Annotated in this window: 20 protein-coding genes; 18 read left to right on the top strand and 2 right to left on the bottom strand. The window is 42.1% G+C overall.

Annotated features, from left to right (window positions below; all coding sequences use genetic code 11):
• Positions 1-206: 206 nt before the first annotated feature.
• On the top strand, positions 207-434 hold the full coding sequence (locus C2M25_RS18235) for a hypothetical protein (protein WP_220095044.1): 228 nt from the start codon (positions 207-209) through the stop codon (positions 432-434).
• Between the two features lie 69 nt (positions 435-503).
• Here the strand turns inward: C2M25_RS18235 and C2M25_RS18240 are convergent, their stop codons facing one another.
• Positions 504-4,280: a S8 family serine peptidase gene (locus tag C2M25_RS18240; RefSeq protein WP_105181799.1), complete on the bottom strand. Its 3,777-nt coding sequence runs from the start codon at positions 4,278-4,280 to the stop codon at positions 504-506.
• Positions 4,281-4,515: 235 nt separating this feature from the next.
• Complete coding sequence (locus tag C2M25_RS18245; RefSeq protein WP_105173555.1) at positions 4,516-5,169, bottom strand: DUF6058 family natural product biosynthesis protein; 654 nt, start codon at positions 5,167-5,169, stop codon at positions 4,516-4,518.
• A gap of 160 nt (positions 5,170-5,329) precedes the next feature.
• Here C2M25_RS18245 and dapA point away from each other — a divergent pair, with 160 nt between their 5' ends.
• From dapA to C2M25_RS18330, 17 genes are all read left to right on the top strand, one after another.
• The gene (gene dapA / locus C2M25_RS18250) at positions 5,330-6,244 is read left to right on the top strand and encodes a 4-hydroxy-tetrahydrodipicolinate synthase (protein ID WP_105181927.1); all 915 of its coding nucleotides are present in this window, start codon (positions 5,330-5,332) and stop codon (positions 6,242-6,244) included.
• Between the two features lie 106 nt (positions 6,245-6,350).
• On the top strand, positions 6,351-7,061 hold the full coding sequence (locus C2M25_RS18255; RefSeq protein WP_105173554.1) for a beta-ketoacyl synthase chain length factor: 711 nt from the start codon (positions 6,351-6,353) through the stop codon (positions 7,059-7,061).
• Complete coding sequence (locus C2M25_RS18260; RefSeq protein ID WP_105181800.1) at positions 7,051-7,836, top strand: lysophospholipid acyltransferase family protein; 786 nt, start codon at positions 7,051-7,053, stop codon at positions 7,834-7,836. Before C2M25_RS18255 ends, C2M25_RS18260 begins: the two co-directional genes overlap by 11 nt.
• Positions 7,833-8,090 carry a phosphopantetheine-binding protein gene (locus C2M25_RS18265; protein WP_054554555.1) on the top strand — a complete coding sequence of 86 codons (258 nt, stop codon included), beginning with the start codon at positions 7,833-7,835 and terminating at the stop codon, positions 8,088-8,090. The genes C2M25_RS18260 and C2M25_RS18265 overlap by 4 nt, the downstream gene beginning before the upstream one ends.
• A 25-nt stretch (positions 8,091-8,115) precedes the next feature.
• Positions 8,116-8,361, top strand: coding sequence for an acyl carrier protein (locus tag C2M25_RS18270; RefSeq protein WP_054554554.1), 246 nt, complete (start codon positions 8,116-8,118; stop codon positions 8,359-8,361).
• Between the two features lie 8 nt (positions 8,362-8,369).
• On the top strand, positions 8,370-8,936 hold the full coding sequence (locus C2M25_RS18275) for a hypothetical protein (RefSeq protein WP_105181801.1): 567 nt from the start codon (positions 8,370-8,372) through the stop codon (positions 8,934-8,936).
• Positions 8,923-10,281, top strand: coding sequence for an AMP-binding protein (locus tag C2M25_RS18280; protein ID WP_105181802.1), 1,359 nt, complete (start codon positions 8,923-8,925; stop codon positions 10,279-10,281). The genes C2M25_RS18275 and C2M25_RS18280 overlap by 14 nt, the downstream gene beginning before the upstream one ends.
• A complete protein-coding gene (locus C2M25_RS18285; protein WP_063707686.1) occupies positions 10,265-10,618 on the top strand; it encodes an ApeI family dehydratase in 354 nt (117 codons plus the stop codon). Before C2M25_RS18280 ends, C2M25_RS18285 begins: the two co-directional genes overlap by 17 nt.
• A gap of 3 nt (positions 10,619-10,621) precedes the next feature.
• Positions 10,622-11,359, top strand: a complete 738-nt coding sequence (locus tag C2M25_RS18290) for a glycosyltransferase family 2 protein (protein ID WP_063707684.1) — start codon at positions 10,622-10,624, stop codon at positions 11,357-11,359.
• Positions 11,359-12,327 (top strand): LpxL/LpxP family acyltransferase, encoded by a 969-nt coding sequence (locus C2M25_RS18295; RefSeq protein ID WP_063707682.1) that lies wholly within the window; start codon positions 11,359-11,361, stop codon positions 12,325-12,327. Before C2M25_RS18290 ends, C2M25_RS18295 begins: the two co-directional genes overlap by 1 nt.
• Before the next feature lies 1 nt (position 12,328).
• Positions 12,329-13,873 carry an HAL/PAL/TAL family ammonia-lyase gene (locus tag C2M25_RS18300; RefSeq protein WP_171038295.1) on the top strand — a complete coding sequence of 515 codons (1,545 nt, stop codon included), beginning with the start codon at positions 12,329-12,331 and terminating at the stop codon, positions 13,871-13,873.
• The gene (locus C2M25_RS18305; protein ID WP_063707680.1) at positions 13,866-14,291 is read left to right on the top strand and encodes an acyl-CoA thioesterase; all 426 of its coding nucleotides are present in this window, start codon (positions 13,866-13,868) and stop codon (positions 14,289-14,291) included. Before C2M25_RS18300 ends, C2M25_RS18305 begins: the two co-directional genes overlap by 8 nt.
• Entirely contained in the window at positions 14,291-14,809 is a 519-nt protein-coding gene (locus C2M25_RS18310; protein WP_105181803.1) for an outer membrane lipoprotein carrier protein LolA, read from the top strand. Before C2M25_RS18305 ends, C2M25_RS18310 begins: the two co-directional genes overlap by 1 nt.
• Complete coding sequence (locus C2M25_RS18315) at positions 14,806-15,951, top strand: hypothetical protein (protein WP_105181804.1); 1,146 nt, start codon at positions 14,806-14,808, stop codon at positions 15,949-15,951. Before C2M25_RS18310 ends, C2M25_RS18315 begins: the two co-directional genes overlap by 4 nt.
• Positions 15,906-17,024: a hypothetical protein gene (locus tag C2M25_RS18320; RefSeq protein ID WP_105181805.1), complete on the top strand. Its 1,119-nt coding sequence runs from the start codon at positions 15,906-15,908 to the stop codon at positions 17,022-17,024. The genes C2M25_RS18315 and C2M25_RS18320 overlap by 46 nt, the downstream gene beginning before the upstream one ends.
• Before the next feature lie 3 nt (positions 17,025-17,027).
• Positions 17,028-18,269 carry an NAD(P)/FAD-dependent oxidoreductase gene (locus C2M25_RS18325; RefSeq protein WP_063707674.1) on the top strand — a complete coding sequence of 414 codons (1,242 nt, stop codon included), beginning with the start codon at positions 17,028-17,030 and terminating at the stop codon, positions 18,267-18,269.
• Positions 18,257-18,808: a DUF3261 domain-containing protein gene (locus tag C2M25_RS18330; protein ID WP_105181806.1), complete on the top strand. Its 552-nt coding sequence runs from the start codon at positions 18,257-18,259 to the stop codon at positions 18,806-18,808. The genes C2M25_RS18325 and C2M25_RS18330 overlap by 13 nt, the downstream gene beginning before the upstream one ends.

Below are 18,808 nucleotides of genomic sequence, written 5' to 3' on the forward strand. Positions count from 1 at the left end.
GTCGACTATTTGGGTCAAGATAAAAATGATTCTTATTTATATTTTCTTGTCTTAAATTTGTACAAGCTGAACAATCAATAAGCAGTTAGATTTAAAAAGCTGGATATTGTCGATAAGGCTGTTATAACTAGGTATGCGTGCTTATTTTAAAGAGGGATATGGAAGTGAATGATAAAACTAGCCGTGAAGAACTAGATCAAAATGTAATGAACACGCTTCGCGATAAAGACCATTCTGTTTTAGCTAATCATGTAGACACCTTGTCGTGTACTCACAACGATATTATTGAGTTGTTGGCACAGTATTTAGCACTGAGTGAACAAGATGATGATGAGCGTTTCGATACCTGGTTTGATAATCTAAGTAAAGAGCAACACACTGTCGTAAAAACGTTTGAAGTGTATCGTGGTCAGTACGAGCATTTAGATTCTTAATACTTGACCATGTTGTTTTTAGATTAAAAAAGCCACCCGAAGGCGGCTTTGTTGATTAGCGCTAACTAATTAATCTAACATGTAAGCTCGCATGGTAATTTGCTCAGCTTGGCTTGAACCATAATCAGAAACAATCGTACGAATATGGACAAAGTCACCGACGTTGCCAGTATTAGGGATAGTTGCCACCCATTTACCGTCAATGTGTTCAACCTGTGCATCTAACCAGTTTTCGCTTGAGAACTTGGTTGATACAGGGCAATAGATATAAGCAGGCACGTTAGCAATCGTACATTCTTGGCCGTACGCATATTGGAATTGTACATCTGCCAGCGCCACTTCACCTACACCATCCAATAAACCCGTTAACTTAACGTGAGCCGCTTCACCTGCTTTCATGCTGTTATTAATATCAACAGGTAAATCAATCATAGGCACTAAAATTGGCTGAACACCTTGTTGTTGCTCGTCAGCCGTAAATGTATAGAAGCCTTGGTAAAGAGAACCAAGTTTATCATTGACCGGAGAGCGCTCACCGACACCGCGGGCATAAGATCGCATTTCTAAGGTAATTTGATGAGAGCCCGGTTCAAGCGTTAACGTGCCTTGATACGGAGAGGTTGGCTCACCATTTACTTTTAAACCAAAGGCTGAGCTACCCATATAACCAAAAATACCATCATGGTTTTCAGCATCGCCAAACGAAGCAAGATTAAAGTAAAGGACATTGGTATCGCGGCTAATAATCGCTGAGCCACTGCTGCCTAAGCTGCCAGCACGAGGACCTTTAAACCAAGTGGTGCTTTGCTCAGCACCTTCAGTCATTGCGCGTGGGCCATCAAAGTAAGCGCCTGCACTTTGAATTTGATAGTTTGGCCTAACGACATTCGTCCACGCATTTTTTGCACTTGCTGTGTAATATTCATCACGTTGATGAGGCAACATAATTAACTGCGAGCTACCTGTCGAGTAGAACTCACCCGTACTGTTGGTCATTGCCATAACATCAGTCCATGCCGGGCGCTCATCATTTTGCGAATGATAAGACGCACTCATTTTATGCATTTTATGCTCAGCAACATTGATTTGCCCAGATTGAATTCGGCCATCAGTAATGTGGTTGATTGAATAGGCATAAGGTGAGCGTTCAGCCGCAATACCAGACCAGCTAACGATATTGTTGCCAGCTTCGATTTCTGCCATTAAGGCTTCACCTTGTTCGGTACTAATACCAATCACGGGTACTTTTGGTGTGCCTGTGATCGCGCCTTTATATCGGCCGCCACGACCAGGGCGGTAAAAGATCACGCCACTAGCGCCATGTTTCATCGCGTTACCGACCATGTACGACGTGAGGTAATTAGGATTCGCAATAAGCGCTATTTTTCCGTCTAACTCAAATTGACTCCAATCAGTGCTGTAGCCGGCATCACCTACTGGCACGACTTCTGCAGACCCTTCACCATGAAAAGACAGTGCTAAACCTTGTTTGATGTAATCAAGTTCAACCCCGTTTTGCATAGTGACGGTTGTTTCTGGAGCCACCGCGAGGGTGGTGATAAATGAGCGAAAACGATCGTCATGACCTTGTGACCATGCATACATATCATTAACGTAATCAGGTGCCATTTCGATAGCTGCAAGCTTCGCAACTTCTTGATCGTCAATCGCGTAAGTAAAGCCAAATGAATAACCTTGTGGATCAAGAGGCTGGTCAGCTTTAAAGGTGACAGGTTGAGCGTTACGTGCATCAAAGTTAATCTCTGTTTTGCCATCAATCTTACGATTTAATACAGCCATTTGTGCCGCTGATTCAACTAAACCAGAGCTGGTTTGCTGATTATCGTAAGTCATAATGTTAGCAATCAACGTATAGTAACCTGCAGGTACATCGATATTGGCTTTACCGCCAGTGAGCCTAACAAGACTGCCCCAATCATCTTCTTCATTAATTAAGTAAAGCTTTGATGGCGAGCCTGCTTGATTACCCCAGCGGTCAGTCAGGTTAACCGTTAAATTAACGTGAGGTTGGTCAATCCAAAATGACACTGGCACTGTCACTTGCTGATCAGTATTGCCAACAGTTGTGCCTGTGATACGACCTGTAATTGCTCCATAAGCACTGTTATTAAGTGCCACACTTGGGTCAATCCACATAGGAACTTGAGCAACACCTTTGGCTGGGATTGTCACAGAGTTAACATCTAACCCTGCCAAGGTCGCTGGTAATTGTGTTTTGCCATCTTCACCAATTAAGTCTAATTTCAATTTTAATTTAATACTTTCATCAGAGGTGTTTGTTAGCGTGATCTGTGTTTCTGTAAATGCATTATTAGCATTATCAAAATAGCCAAGTTCACGGTTCGCAGGAGCCACAATAGCTTGGTTAATGGCGCGGTCGATATTCATGGCACCGGCACCTTGCTCAAGGACGTGTGAGTTACCACTAAATACGGATGATGTGAGCACATCTTTAATTTCTTTTGGCGTAAGATCTTGGCGAGCTTGCATAACAATTGCAGCACCACCGGCAACATGCGGGGCTGCCATTGATGTACCTGAATACACGCGGTAAGCCGTATCACCTAAGCCACCAGATGCTGCGGCAACCACAGAGACACCTTGCGAGGCAATATCTGGTTTTGCTGAGTGGCCATCTGGCGATGGGCCGCGTGAAGAGAACGACGCCGTATTGCCGTCACGATCAATAGCACCTACGGTTAATGCACTTGGCGCACAGCCCGGTGAACCAATTGTTTCACGGGTAAAGCTATTGCCCGCAGAGATAACAAATAAGGCCTTATTGCTCAGCGCTTCAACCATCTCAACCAATGGGCCACTACAGGTTGTTGCTGTGCCACCCAATGACATATTTACAATGTCAGCGTGCTCTGAAAGCACCGCCCATTGCATGCCATTTAAAATACCGTAGGTTGATCCTCCTCCTGTATTACCAAGTACTTTACCGATAATTAAATCGGCAGCTGGTGCCACACCGACCCATTTACCTTCTGACTCATGACCATTGCCTGCAACGGTTGAGGCTGTATGAGTACCATGACCATTTAAATCATCTACACCGTTGCTCGAATACGTAAAATCACGAGATGCAATGACGCGACCTTGTAAGTCTGGGTGCTCGGTATCATAGCCTGTATCAAGTACAGCAACTTTAATACCTGCGCCATTATAGTTAATCGCTGACTCACCATATGCGCCGGTAAGCGGGACTGTTGGAGTCAGTGTTTCTGACTGAGTGACCTTGTGAGCATGAACGACAGCATCAAGCCAAATACCTTCGACGTCAGCTTGTGCAACAAGGGTTTGCCAAGTTTGCGCTGCTTTGTCTTTGCTGATTGCAAATGCGGCGCTGTCGATTAGCTCAATTTCACCGGTTAATGACATACCAGCAAGCGTTGCTGGGACTGCAGGTCCTGCAAGGGTGCCATCGCGGTATTCAACAATGACGGGAAGGGCGTCGGTTGATGCATCATCGTAACCCGATTCATATAACTTATTAATATTGAAAAGCTCTAAATCAATCGCATTTGAATCTACTAAAGCTTGTGCATGGTTTGGAACTACATAGGTGTTGTTACCACGTTTAAAGATACTGGTGAATGTATCTGAACCATCTGCATTCACTAATCGAATGCCGCCTAGCTTGCCGTCTTTATTGACAACAGCCGACACTTTGTCCCCAGTGATCAAAGTGAATGTAAGGGCATCCGCTTTACTTTGTTGTGTAACAAATGATTCTTCTGCGGTTGCTGGTTGGGCAATCGATAAGCCGAGCATGGCTAAGTAGGTCGCCTTTAAGCGACCAAGCCTTGGAAAAGGTTTCATCTTTTCATCCTGTATTTTGATTTAATTAGTTTGGAAGAAAGGAATTATTGCTAGGTGCCAAAACAACAAACATGACAAGAGCAATAACTCAACCAGACCAATCTATCGATCAAGCAGATGAAAACCTACAAAACAAAGGTAGCAAATTGTATTAACCTATTTATAACAAAATAAACACTGTTGTAACTTTGTGCGGTTATTCAGTTGCGCTTCATTTAAAGCGCAAAATGAGCAGTTATTTTACCGATAGGTCGTATTTTGCAACGACATCATCAATATAACGATGGCGCAAGGTGTTTTTACCTTCGTTGCCCGTACCATGGCTTAACGCGCGGTTCATTAATTTGAGTGCCTTATGTAAGCTTTGGCGCTCTTCTACGCTTAAACCTGTTTTAGTACGCAATTCAGTAATGTCATCAATCAATAACTTAGCTACGTCGAGCTGTACGGCTTCTTCAACTAAGCCATTTTGTGTGAGCACACCGTATTTACTGCATAAAAACTGTTGCCAAACTTGCTGTAAGTGCTCGTCAATTTCACTGCCAAATAATTCTTCATCGATAGCAAAGCCTTGCTCAGCAAGCTTACTGAGTTGATTTGAATATTGCTGAGCAAAATAATTAAACGCTTGGCAGGATGAGGTTATGTCATGTTTGATAATTAATTGCCCCCAACTAGCGGCACCACGAGGGTAATAATCTTGATATTCTTCGCATTGATAAATGCCCGAATACGAGCTGCATTCTAATTGGCTCTGCAAACAATAACTCGGTTTTGGAAATAAACTACTTTGTTGCCATGCCGATAGCGTTTCCTCATCAATTGAGAGGGTATGGCACAGCTCTTCGGTAGTATAAAAGTAGGTTGCCAAAAATTTTGAAAGTTGCATTATCAAATACTCACAATAAACACTGTTAATTTATACAGTGTTTGATTTTGGCTTAACTTTGATTTTTTCTCAAGTATTTTTATTTATTGCATCACACTACTCGGAAAATGCCCGTGTTTATGATACAACTAGCGCAAATTTTCCAAACATTAAAAAAGTTATGCGCAACCTAGAAACAATTAAACAAGCAAGTTTGATCACCGCTATAAAAACACCTTATTTAACCAATGGTGAAATTGATCTTGCATGTTATGACGACCTTGTTGAACAGCAAATTGCAGCTGGTGTTGATGGCATCATTGTGGGTGGGACCACAGGTGAAGGCCAATTAATGAATTGGGAAGAACACTTAATGCTAATTGCTCACAGTGTTAGCAAATTCTCGGACCGTTTATTAATTGTTGGTAATACAGGTAGCAACAATACGCGTGAAGCAATTAAAGCAACCGAGTATGGTTTTGCCACCGGTATGGATGCAGCCCTGCAAATAAACCCATATTATGGGCGTACGTCGCTGGCGGGTGTGAAAGAGCACTTTAACCGTTTACTTGATATTGGTCCTGCGTTTATCTACAACGTCGCAGGTCGTACAGGCCAAGATTTAACACCAGATATCATTGAGCCACTTGCGAAGCACGAAAACTTTATCGGTGTAAAAGAGTGCGGTGGCAATGAGCGTATTGCTCATTATGAACAGCAAGGCATTGCTTGTTGGTCAGGTAACGATGATGAAGCGCATGATGCAAGGCATATTCATAATGCGCACGGTGTTATCTCGGTTACATCAAATATCATCCCTGGCTTATTCCGTCAGTTGATGGATGAACAAAATGATGCACTTAATGCAAAACTACAGCCACTTATGGGCTGGTTATTCTGCGAGCCTAATCCAATTGCAATCAATACGGCGCTGATGATGACAGGCGCGGTAAATCCTGTGTTCCGTCTTCCTTATGTGCCACTTACACGTGCACAGCAAGAGATCGGTTTAGGTTACATTAACGAACTTGATATTGCTGATATAGTTGGTGAAAAAGCACAACTTTTAACCGAAAAAGACGTTATTTTACGATAAAAATGAATGAGTGCTTAATTGCGGCTGTAATTAAGCACCATTGTTTTACTTTTTTGTAGCTAATAGGTAAAATTAGCAATCGTTTGGCGTTATAAGAATAATATTTGTGAAATTTGTTGTTGATAATTTGTGTTTATGGGTTGCACCCGAGCAACAAATAGCAGAATTAAGCCATCTCAATATTGCTGACCTTGATTTAAGCTGGGTTGCACCGATGCAGCGCCGCCGCTTAAGCCCGTTTATGAAAATGGCGCTTCATACTATGCATCAAGCGCAAGGCGAGCATCAGCAGCTAGCCGTTAATTTTTCATCTCGTCATGGCGACTTACCAAAAACAGCGCAATTGTTACATTCACTCGTCGAACAAGAACCGCTATCTCCAACCGCATTTGGTTTGAGTGTACATAATGCTGCAACCGGATTATTTTCGATTATTGCAAAAAATAAAGCCCCAATGAATGCTATCGCTGGTGGCCAAGACAGCATTATTTCAGCCATGATTGATGGTTTTGCCCGTGTTCATAGTGGTGTAGAGCAGCAAATTTTAATTGCCCATGCCGAAAGTGTATTACCTGATGAATACTTACCATTTAGCGACGAGCAACAAATTGCTCATAGTGTATCGTTCGTATTATCAACAGCGCAGGCCGGTAAGCCGTATTTTGAATTAACAAAACTTCCTGAATCAGAACATACTCAAAGTGACTCGTGTTTACCACTGAGTTTGCAATTAGCAGCTGCTTTAACAAGCAAAGGATCACAATCGCTGCTTTCACATCAACAATCAGCTTGGATGCTACAGTACCATGGCGACTAACGTTTACATTAAGTTGAATAAAATTTGGCGGGTACTGGCAACTGGGTTTTGTTTTTCTGTATTTGGCTTTGGCGGTATTGTACTCACTTTGTTGGTTTTGCCTTTACAACGTTTATTTGAACCTTGCCAAGCGAAACGTAAGCAAAAAGCCCGTTTAACGGTTCACTATAGTTTTAAATTCTTTGTTGCCTTGATGCATTACACTGGTGCTATCCATTTTTCTGTGCAAGATAAACAGAAATTTCATGATCTTAAAGGGCAGTTAGTACTTGCCAATCACCCTTCATTAATTGATGTTGTGGTGCTGATATCTGTGATTAAAAATGCTGACTGCGTGGTCAAAGCACACTTATTTAAAAATCCATTTATGCGCGGTGTAATTAAAGGCACAGGTTATATTAGTAATGAAGACCCACAAGAGTTACTGAATGATTGTGAAGCGTCACTCGCTGCTGGAAATAATCTGATAATCTTTCCTGAAGGCACCCGCACAACCCCAGGTGAACAGTTAACATTTAAGCGTGGCGCTGCGAATATTGCTGCGCGTTGTAAAGCCCCTATAACCTCAGTGCTGATTAGTATGAAACCCAGTACTTTGACCAAAGGCACACCATGGTATTGCGTTGCCGCAACAAAAGCGCATTTTGGGATGCGCTTTGCCAGTGAACCATTTACGTTTAACGACACATTTAATAATGAACAACCCGCTATGCAAGCACGACAGTTAACCCGTGATTTGCAACATTACTTTTCAGAGGAACTCAGGCACCTATGACTGAACTAAAGAACAAAATAAAACAATTAATCATTAGCAGCTTAGATCTTGAAGATATTACCGTGGATGATATTGAAAATGACCAACCTTTGTTTGTTGATGGTTTAGGCCTAGATAGTATCGATGCGCTTGAGCTTGGCTTAGCCATTAAAAAAGAGTTTAACGTTAAAATTGACGCAAACTCAGAACAAACAAAAGCCCATTTTGCATCGGTAGATGCATTGGCAGAATTTATTAACCAACACCAATCATAATACAGACTTAGAAGTAGGAATAAGCATGAAAACCGCTGCTGACATTTACAACGTTTTACAGGGCATTTTAGTAGATGAATTTGAGATCGATGCTGATGATATCAGCCTAGATGCGCACCTGTATCAAGACCTAGATCTTGATAGCATTGATGCTGTTGATTTAGTTGTAAAACTACGCGAAATTACTGGTAAGAAAATTGAGCCAGATGCATTTAAGCAAGTGCGTACTGTGCAAGATGTTGTAAACGAAGTAGAAAAACTCGTTTCATAAACATTACTATGCTCAAAGCGATAACCACAACACTGCTCTTAGTATGCTTATCTTTATACCCATTTATTGTGTATTTTGGATTACAGCATATCTCATTAAGGCAAGTGAGCTTGGTATTGATGGTATTGTTAGGATTAAGGCTTTTACTTAGCAAGAAGTTACTCACATCTATGCCATGGATAAAGCCAGCCTCTATTTTGGCTATTATCGCGTTAGCAACAACGCAGTTTTTTAACAGTGATCTGGGTTTAAAACTTTACCCCGTTATTATAAATACGGTAATGGCAGTAACCTTTGCTTATTCGCTGAAAAGTGGCCCAACAGTCATTGAAAGTTTTGCTCGAATTAAAGAGCCCGAGCTTGATGAAAAAGGGGTTAATTACACGCGCCAAGTTACTAAAATTTGGTGCGCGTTTTTTATTATTAATGGCAGTATTGCGTTATACACTAGCCTATTTACTTCGTTACAGACATGGACTCTGTATAACGGATTAATAGCCTATATTCTGATAGCTCTCTTAGGCCTTGTGGAATGGCTTGTTAGACAAAAGGTTAAAAGTAATGGTAGCGAGTAACCTGAAATTTCACCCAGACGCTGCATTTGTTGTTGCAGGGCAGCCAATAACACAAACACAGTTTTTTGCTGATATTGCGGCTTATCAAAGTAAGCTCACAGCGCTTAAAGCTGGCAGCCATGTGGTGTTATTCCATCCTGATACCTACCAATTTGCAGTGCGCTTATTTGCCTTAGCGTGTAGTGGTTATAATGTTATTTTGCCACCTAATGGTCAGCATGAAACATTAAGCTTATTGCTTGCTCAGTCTGCTTTTTTTGCCGGCGATGCGACCAATATCAATGATGATGTGCTTTTTACTAACCTTGAGCAAAGTCTTGGTCACACGCCTTTGCAAACTAACCGTTTACAATGGCCAACAAACACAGCGGTTATATTTTATACTTCAGGCTCATCAGGACAATCTAAACCGATTGTGAAACCGTGGCGGGTATTAAATCGAGAGCTTGCAGTACTTTCAATGTCATTTGACTTACCCAGCCAATTTACGTTTTTAGCAACTGTTTCGCATCAGCATATTTACGGCTTATTATTTCGTTTACTTTGGCCGTTGGCGAAAGGCCATATAATTGATAGTGAACAAATTCAGTATCCTGAACATATTGCGCAAAGACTAAAAAATATTCGTTATGCAGCGCTCGTTTCAAGCCCTGCGCAACTTGGCCGTTTATGTGCTGATAATGTGTTAATTCCTGAACGCGACAAAATTAAGTGGTTATTTTCCTCTGGCGGACCACTCAACAATGAACATGCCGAAACTTTATTTAACCAGTTAGCTCGCCCAGCTACCCAAGTATTTGGTAGTACCGAAACCGGCGGTATTGCTTATCGACAAGTTACACAGGCGGCGGTTGATGTACCATGGCAGCCGTTTAATGGTAATTTTTTATCGCTGAATCATGAAGGGCGCTTGATGCTAGATTCTGCGATTTTAGAGCAATCGAATTTCCCTTTAGATGATAGAGCGCTTATTCATAAAAATGGTCAATTTAAACTGTTGGGCCGTATAGACAGAACGATAAAAATTGAAGAAAAACGTTTAAACCTAGATGAGCTTGAGAGTTATCTGCAAAGCCATGACTGGGTAAAAGAAGTAAAAGTGGTGGTTATTCCAGCTAAGCGCGTGCAAATTGGCGCGGTGGTTGTACTCAGTGATGAGGCTAATAAGGAGCTTGAACAGCAGGGTAAACTGGCAGTTAACCGCGCTTTACAAGCGTACCTCTCAAACCGCTTTGAACGTATTTGCTTACCACGCAAATGGCGCTATATCGATGCACTTCCTTTTAACAGCCAAGCTAAATTAAGTTTAAAAACATTGGAGCAGTATTTTGCCAAGCCTGAATAACGTAACCCCAGAGGTGGCCGTTTTATCACAAACAGAAACTAGCGTGAGTTTAGCGTTAACCATTGCGGCTGATTTAGATTATTTTCGCGGCCACTTTCCTGATGCGCCAATTTTAGCAGGCGTAGTACAGCTGGATTGGGCAGTGAAATATGCTCAGCAATATTTGGGTTTTGGCAAACTAGTACAAGATTTAGAAGTGTTAAAGTTTCAGGTAGTAACAACCCCCGATATGACGGTAAACCTAACTCTTGAGCGCAATGCAAAAGGTAAATGTTTGTTTAGCTATCAATCGGACAAAGGCCAGCATGCGTCTGGTCGAATTGTATTTTGTGATTAAGCCATGAACCAGTTTTGTATTGTTATTCCTAATTACAATCACACCCATGCTATCGCTGCAGTACTCGATGAGCTAAAAGCGTTAAAGCTGCCGATAATCATGGTTGATGATGGCAGTGACGCAGATGCCAAGCAAGTATTTTCAGAGCTTGACGCGCAGTACGATTTCTTAACCTTGATTCACCATGCTCAAAATCAAGGTAAGGGTGGCGCAGTTCAAACTGGGTTGATGGCTGCCTACCAGCAAGGGTTTAGCCATGCCATTCAGGTTGATGCCGACGGCCAGCATTCGTTAGCCGATATTAGTAAGTTGATTGAACTGAGCAATGCATCACCTAACAAGGTGATCAGTGGTTGTCCTATTTATGATAGCTCCGTGCCTAAGCATCGTTATTTGAGTCGTTACATCACCCATTTTTGGGTTTGGGTAGAAACGCTCAGCTTTGATATTGTTGATTCAATGTGTGGTTTTCGGGTTTATCCCTTAGCAGCCGTTGAGCATTTAATGACAAGACAAACACTTGGCAAGCGCATGGACTTTGATATTGAAATTTTAGTCAGGCTTTATTGGCAAGGTGTTAAGGTCACGTTTTTGCCAACCCAGGTCATTTACCCTGAAAATGGTGTATCTCACTTTCGAGCTTTACATGATAACGTGGGAATTTCGTGGCTGCATACGCGTTTATTCTTTGGCATGTTGCTACGCTCACCTAAGTTACTTTGGCGTAAGGTGGCTGGCTAATGGCTGTAAAGCACTGGTCAAAAATGCAAGAACGAGGCAATCGCTTAGGCATGCAGATATTGCTTGTGTGTTATCGGGTATTTGGCCGAAAAGGCTTGTGGTTGGTGTTGTTTCCGGTGGTATTTTATTTGTTTTTAACTGGCAAAATTGCCCGCCAAGCGTCTCATGCATTCTTAACCCAAGCGCGTAAGGTGAATGGCAATAGCAAAGCTGTTACTTGGCGCGATAGCTTTCGTCATTTTCGCTGCTTTGCAGACAGCGCTTTTGACAAAATAGATGCCTGGCTTGGGCGAATTCATCAACATAATATTCTTTACACTAACGAAGCCCTTTTTAAACAACTTGATGAGCAACAGCAAGGAGCTATTTTTATCGGCTCGCACCTTGGCAACCTAGAGGTATGTAGGGCCCTTAGCCAACACAGAAACAGTAAAACGATTAATGTATTAGTGTTTACACATCATGCGGTTGAGTTTAATAAATTACTGAAAAGTATTAATCCGGATGTCGCGGTAAACCTCATTCAAGTAACCGATCTTGGCCCAGATATGGCAATTATGCTCAAAGAGAAAGTAGAGCAGGGTGAAATTGTGGTGATTGTCGGTGACAGAACCAGTACCACCACCGCAGGAAGAGTTATTGAAGCGGACTTTTTAGGTAAGCCAGCCCCTTTTTCACAAGGGCCATTTATTTTAGCTGCGCTGTTAGATTGCCCAGTGTTTCATCTGTTTTGTTTAAAAGATAAAAAACCAAATGGCGAAACATGTTACCGCGTGATTTTTGAAAAATACGCCGACAAACTCGTTTTACCCCGTAAAACGAGGCAACAAACATTACAACAAATTGTTAGCGATTATGCGCAAAGGCTCAGTTTTTATGCTGCGGCCTATCCGTATCAATGGTTTAATTTTTATGATTTTTGGCAAAATGACGAGCAAGTTTCTCGTAGTCAAAATAAGGAGAACTAAGGTGTCAGAGCACTCGACTACCGTATTTGGCCAACAGCGTTTATCAATCGAAGATATTGTTCATATTGCATTAGAGCAAGGTGCTGTAGCGTTAACATCAGACCGTCAATTTGCGAATAAAATAGACAGCGCCGTCGCGTTTTTAGATAAGCTGCTTGAAGATGATGGCGTGATATATGGCGTTACCACAGGTTATGGCGACTCGGTAACCGTAAAAGTGCCACTTGATTTAGTCAATGAGTTACCACTGCATCTTACTCGATTTCATGGTTGTGGTCTCGGCGATGTGTTTAATCAAGCCCAAGGGCGCGCTATTTTAGCGACCCGTTTAACCTCGCTTTCGCAAGGGTATTCTGGCGTTAGCTGGGAGATGTTGAATTTATTACGTGACTTTTTAAATCACAATATTGTACCGGTGATCCCACAAGAAGGGTCAGTGGGAGCCAGTGGTGATTTAACGCCGCTTTCGTATGTAGCTGGTGCTATGGTTGGCGAGCGAGATGTTTATTACAAAGGCGAAATTAAAAACAGTCTAGAGGTGATGCAAGAACTTGGCTTAAAGCCATTAAAGCTGCGCCCGAAAGAAGGGCTGGCAGTCATGAATGGCACGGCCGTTATGACAGCTTTGGCATGTCTTGCTTATGATAGAGCTGATTATCTAGCCAAACTGACCAGCCGTATAACAGCCCTTGCAAGCCTTGCATTAAAAGGTAACAGTCATCACTTTGATGATATTTTGTTTTCGGTGAAGCCACATCCAGGGCAACAGCAAGTAGCTGCATGGATCCGTGGAGATTTAAACCATGTAGAACACCCGCGTAATGCTGACCGCTTACAAGATAGGTATTCAATTCGCTGTGCTCCACATGTTATTGGTGTGCTGCAAGATAGTTTGCCGTGGTTTAGGCAAATGATTGAAAATGAACTAAATTCGGCAAATGATAATCCAATTATCGATGGCGAAGGTGAACACGTATTGCATGGTGGTCACTTCTATGGCGGTCATATTGCAATGGTTATGGATAGCATGAAAACCGCTGTTGCTAATTTAGCCGACTTAGCAGACAGACAAATCGCATCCTTAGTTGATACGCGCTATAACAATGGTTTACCTTCTAATCTATCGGCGAGTAATGATGAACGTCGTTACATTAACCATGGTTTTAAAGCGGTACAAATTGGTGCCAGTGCATACACGGCTGAAGCATTAAAACTAACCATGCCAGCAAGTGTGTTTTCTCGTTCAACCGAGTGTCACAACCAAGATAAAGTGAGCATGGGAACCATCGCTGCACGAGATTGCTTACGTATCTTACAGCTTACTGAGCAAGTGGTTGCAAGTACCTTGCTTGCAAGTATTCAAGGTTTGCGTTTACGTATTAAAAGCGGTGAGCTTGAATTTGCCAGTTTAACCAGTGATGTACAAAGTATGTATCAAGACATTAGCGAGTTTTTCCCGCTGCTTGATGAAGACCGTCCTCTAGAGGCTGTTCTTCGCTTTACGGTTGACGCTATTCAAACAAAACGTTGGAGTTTATATGCATAGTAGAGGCTCGTTGTTGAGCACTCATGTTGAGATTGAAATTCCTTTTCATGATTGCGATCCAATGAATGTGGTATGGCATGGTAATTACCCGCGCTATTTAGAAGTCGCGCGGTGCGAATTACTGCGTTTGTTTGATTATGATTATGTGCAAATGCAAGAATCTGGCTATGCGTGGCCGATTATTGACATGCATATTAAGTACGTCGGCTCTGCATTGTTTACACAAAAAATCCGCGTTGATGCCTACTTAAAAGAATATGAAACACGATTACGTATTGATTACGTAATCACTGATTGTGCTACAGGTAAAAAGTTAACCAAAGCAACGACTATCCAAGTTGCGGTTGATATAGAGAATAAAGAAATGCAGTTTGTTTCGCCGCCTGTACTACATGAAAAACTTCAAAAGGTGATTTAATGCGATTAAGCGTGTTGTTACTGAGTGTGCTAGTTCTTTTCCCTGTGTTTGCATCAAGCGCGGTGACAGAGCAAGGCACATTTAGCCAAGAAAAGCATTTTAAAGGATTCAATAAACCTTTTATTTCAACAGGTTCGTTTGAACTTGCTGAAGATGGCCTCACTTGGCAGGTTGAATCTCCGGTTAAAAGCACGCTATTAATCAAGCAAGGGCAAGTATATACCCTTAACGATCAAGATGAGCCGCAGCTACAAAAAGGCGCTGAGCCTTACGTTAATTTACTGCAAGCGATTTTAAAGCATGATGAAGTGGCACTTGCTGAGCAATTTTCGATGACAGATCATGCAGAGCCCGGTTGTCAGACTTTATTACCTAAAGATGACTTGCTAAAGCAGCTATTTAGTCAGTTCGAATTATGTGAAGCAGCAGAGCAAGTGAGCCGTGTGCGTCTGCAAGAAGCAAGTGGTAACTTTACTGTGTTACGCTTTGCTTATCCTCATAAAGAGCAAAAACAGTGAAAGCATGGGGCCTAACGCTTGCTTGGCTAAGCCTATTAGTTAGCGCCTTAGTGGTTGTTTTTATTCTAAAACAGCCGACGTTGAATAATGATATTTTGGCTTTGTTGCCAAAGTCAGAACCGCGTTTACAGCAAGTCGAAGAACACTTTTTTGCGGCTAATAAACAGCAGTTGAGCTTTTCTTTTCGTGGTGAAAATGCAGTAAAAGCTTATGATAATTTAGAACAGTGGCTGGCGAGTAAACATATTGAGCCTCGTTTTAAGTTACCAGAAATATCCCAGTTGGCAGCATTTTACGGTCAGTACGCAGGGCATTTAGTTTCCGAGGAATATAAGCAAGCGATTGGCGATGCTAATCGCTTTCAACAGTATTACTTTAGCCAATTGAGTAAAGTCGCTGATCCTTTTGTTTCAAGTACTATCAACCAAGACCCTTCACTTGCCACAGCGGGGTTCTTATCTGAGGCTATGGCACACATGCAGCAATTTGAGCTGCAAGATGGCCGAATTAACATTAACTATCAAGGTGATGAGTATTTAATGTTATTCGTGCAAAGTGCTGACAATGCCTTTTCAATAAATCAATCAATAGCTTTAAGCAATGAGATTGTTGCCTATATCGCTGAGCTTGAAAGCCGCTATCCCGATACACAAATTCGTTATGCTGGTGCTTTATTTCACACCGCAGCAAATGCGCAGCAAGCCAAATTTGAAATGACCTTGTTTGGTTCGGTGAGCTTGCTGGCGCTTATTGTGATGGTGGTGTGGGTGTTTCGCTCGATCAATGCATTGTGGCTGGCCTCTGTAACCGTGATAAGCGCCGCTATTGGCGGCACCATTGCGCTGATCTGTATTTTTAGTCAAATCCATGTATTAACCATGGTGTTTGCCGTGACACTGATTGGTATTGCCATTGATTATGCATTTCATGGCATGCTTGATTTAACTGAGCAGCCACAAGGTTTTAGCCAAGGGCTCAAACTGGCGCTTTTGTTGTCGTTACTAACCACCACACTCGGTTACGCGAGTTTGTTTTTCTCACCGGTGCAGTTACTCAGTCAAGTGGGCGTGTTTGTTGTTGCAGGGCTAGTTACAGCTTGGCTCTGCACACGTATCTTATTGCCTATTGGCAAACAGGATTAACCATTAACACTGCTGCGCATCAGTTAGCAAACATGTTAAGTGGTTATTTAAAACGCTTAACGCATTACCGCGTCGCACTCAGTATGCTGATGTTAGTGCTATTAAGTGCCTTTGCTTTACTAAAACCCCCTGTGATTAATGATGATGTAAAGCTGTTAAATGCAAGTCCTGCTGACTTAATGCAAAACGAAGCTTTGCATATGTCTTTATTAGGTAAGGATAATGGCCAAATCATGATTTTATTTGCCGATAATGCGCAGCAGTTATTAGTACAACAAGAAGCATTAAAAGCAACTATTCGCGGTCTTAATGGCCGTGTCTTGATGCTTAGTGACTTAGTGCCTAGTAAACAATTACAACAGCAAAACTATGCGCAAATGCATTCGGCCCAGCAAGCGATGAGTGTGGTTAGCCAAATGACAGGGATGCCCGTTGAGCTCTCAACACCAATGCTTGATTTAAACGCGGCACTTAATTCTCCGTTAGCGCCGTTAATCGCTAACCAAGTGATCTCAAACAATACACTAACCGCAAGCTGGTTTATGGTAACGGGTGTAAATAAAACCGAGCTGATGGATTTAACCAACGCTTACCCAGATTTAATTGTTTACGATAAAGTCGCGATGATAAGCGAAGGTTTAAGTCATTACTCAAATTCGTTACTGGTGACACTGGCCATTGCGATGACCTTTGCGTTACTACTCTTTAGCGTTAAATTTGGTTTTAAAACGGCGTGTAAGCAAACGTTAGTACTTGTACTAACTACCGCAGCTGTACTGCTACTATGCAGTGCGCTGCAATCTCAGCTATCGATTTTTAATTTGTTAGGCTGTTTATTGATATTAGCGTTGGCAATCGATTACTTGGTGTTTTATCAGGTTAATAATTTAAGCCCGAGCAATGTACTCGCAATTAGTTTGTCAGCGGCATCATCGATGTGGGTATTTGGCATGTTGGCCGTTTCGAAAACGCCAGCCATTTTCAGTTTCGGATTAACGGTATTAGTGGGGCTAGTTTGTATCTATATCTTTGCGCCGCTTAGTATTGCATTACCTAAAAATAAGGAAAAATAATAGGTGAATAATCAAGTTCAACAGGCTGATGTTGTTATTATTGGTGCGGGCCCTTCAGGTGCCGTGGCTGCCAGTTTACTGGTGAAAAAAGGTTGGCATGTGGTGGTGTTAGAGCAGCAAACCTTTCCGCGTTTTTCGATTGGTGAAAGTTTATTACCCCAGTGCATGAGCTTTTTAGCAGAAGCAGGCCTTGAGCAAGCGGTGCAAACACAGGCACAATCGCTTGGTTTTCAGTTTAAAAATGGTGCGGCGTTTCAGCGTCGGGGCGACCACACAACAATCGATTTTACTGAGAAATTTAGCGAAGGCCCTGGCACGACTTTTCAGGTAAAACGTGCTGACTTTGATAAATGCTTAGCCGATGGTGCCATGCAGCAAGGGGCTGAAATACGTTACCAACATAGCGTGTTAGCGTTCACCGATTGTGAGGATGGCGCTTTACTTGAAGTTACGGATGAAAACCAGCAAGGCTATCAAATTAAAGGGCGTTTTGTACTTGATGCCAGTGGTTTTGGAAGAGTATTACCTCGCTTACTTGATTTAGAGTCAGCATCAAATTTCCCAGTACGTTGGGCTTTTTTCAGCCATTTTAAAGATAATATTAGCGATACACAGTTTGACCGCGAAAAAATCTTAATTAACGTTCACCCAGAGCATAAAGATATTTGGTATTGGCTGATCCCATTTAGTGATGGTACGGCAAGCATTGGTGTCGTTGGTAAACCAGAGCAGCTTGAGGATAAACAACCACTCGCTGGTTTAAATGAATTTATTGAACAAGATAGCTATTTAAGTGAGTTATTAGCCAATCGTGAAGCAATTGGCGAAGCGCGTGCTATCAAAGGCTATTCGGCTAATGTGTCGAGCTTGTATGGTGAACATTTTGCACTACTTGGTAATGCCGGTGAGTTTTTAGATCCGGTATTTTCATCTGGGGTGACGATTGCATTAAAATCAGCCTCATTGGTCGCTCCTTTAGTTGATAGCTACTTACGTGGTGAGCAAGTTGATTTCAAAAACGATTACAGTGAGCCTTTGCAACAAGGGGTTAATTGCTTTAGAACCTACGTCAGTGCTTGGTATGATGGCTCTTTTCAAGACGTGATTTTTTACAGTGAGAAAAACCAACAAGTGCGCGAGATGATCAGTGCTATTCTTGCGGGTTATGCATGGGACTTACAAAACCCATTTGTAAAACAAAGCAACAAACGCTTAAATACGTTGGTTGAATTATGTCGCGACTAACACGCTCTTTGCTCTTATCTTTGAGCATATTAGTGGCAAGTTGTGCCAGTGAATTTGCAGTAAAAACGGGCGTTGATTTAGCGCCAGATGCTGGGATTTATTTGCTTGATCCACCGCCGTCATTAGTTGCCGATAATTGGCAGCAAGTGCTTGAAGTACGCCATGGCGATGAGCAGCATACATTACTAGCGCAACTGAGTTTAAACAGTGAAACGGGTATTAACTTGGCTGTTATGACGGCTCAAGGTATGCCAATTTTTCAGTTAGAAAAAGCGCCACTAGGGCCAATTAAAAGCGAAAAAATGCTTCCTATCAGTGCGGTTGATCCTCGCTATATTCTTGCTGATATCATGCTTGTACACTGGCCGGTTACTGTGCTTAACTCGCAGCTTTATGGCTTGAACTTGGTTGAACAAGGCTCAACGCGACGCTTATATCAGGGTGAGCAGTTAATTAGTGAAATTCGCTATTTAGACGGTGCAACAGAACTTGTAAACTTTCAGCGAGATTACAAAATTAAATTTCAAAGGGTTAATTGA

Origin of the sequence: Pseudoalteromonas sp. T1lg21 (genome assembly GCF_002964625.1) — a bacterium.
Lineage (GTDB): Bacteria > Pseudomonadota > Gammaproteobacteria > Enterobacterales > Alteromonadaceae > Pseudoalteromonas > Pseudoalteromonas gelatinilytica.

Bases quoted from the DNA above. Each gene is read 5' to 3' on its own strand.
- C2M25_RS18235 (WP_220095044.1), top strand. From the start codon at position 207: ATGAACACGCTTCGCGATAAAGACCATTCTGTTTTAGCTAATCATGTA.
- C2M25_RS18240 (WP_105181799.1), bottom strand. From the start codon at position 4,280: ATGAAACCTTTTCCAAGGCTTGGTCGCTTAAAGGCGACCTACTTAGCC.
- C2M25_RS18245 (WP_105173555.1), bottom strand. From the start codon at position 5,169: ATGCAACTTTCAAAATTTTTGGCAACCTACTTTTATACTACCGAAGAG.
- dapA (WP_105181927.1), top strand. From the start codon at position 5,330: ATGCGCAACCTAGAAACAATTAAACAAGCAAGTTTGATCACCGCTATA.
- C2M25_RS18260 (WP_105181800.1), top strand. From the start codon at position 7,051: ATGGCGACTAACGTTTACATTAAGTTGAATAAAATTTGGCGGGTACTG.
- C2M25_RS18265 (WP_054554555.1), top strand. From the start codon at position 7,833: ATGACTGAACTAAAGAACAAAATAAAACAATTAATCATTAGCAGCTTA.
- C2M25_RS18270 (WP_054554554.1), top strand. From the start codon at position 8,116: ATGAAAACCGCTGCTGACATTTACAACGTTTTACAGGGCATTTTAGTA.
- C2M25_RS18275 (WP_105181801.1), top strand. From the start codon at position 8,370: ATGCTCAAAGCGATAACCACAACACTGCTCTTAGTATGCTTATCTTTA.
- C2M25_RS18280 (WP_105181802.1), top strand. From the start codon at position 8,923: ATGGTAGCGAGTAACCTGAAATTTCACCCAGACGCTGCATTTGTTGTT.
- C2M25_RS18290 (WP_063707684.1), top strand. From the start codon at position 10,622: ATGAACCAGTTTTGTATTGTTATTCCTAATTACAATCACACCCATGCT.
- C2M25_RS18295 (WP_063707682.1), top strand. From the start codon at position 11,359: ATGGCTGTAAAGCACTGGTCAAAAATGCAAGAACGAGGCAATCGCTTA.
- C2M25_RS18305 (WP_063707680.1), top strand. From the start codon at position 13,866: ATGCATAGTAGAGGCTCGTTGTTGAGCACTCATGTTGAGATTGAAATT.
- C2M25_RS18310 (WP_105181803.1), top strand. From the start codon at position 14,291: ATGCGATTAAGCGTGTTGTTACTGAGTGTGCTAGTTCTTTTCCCTGTG.
- C2M25_RS18330 (WP_105181806.1), top strand. From the start codon at position 18,257: ATGTCGCGACTAACACGCTCTTTGCTCTTATCTTTGAGCATATTAGTG.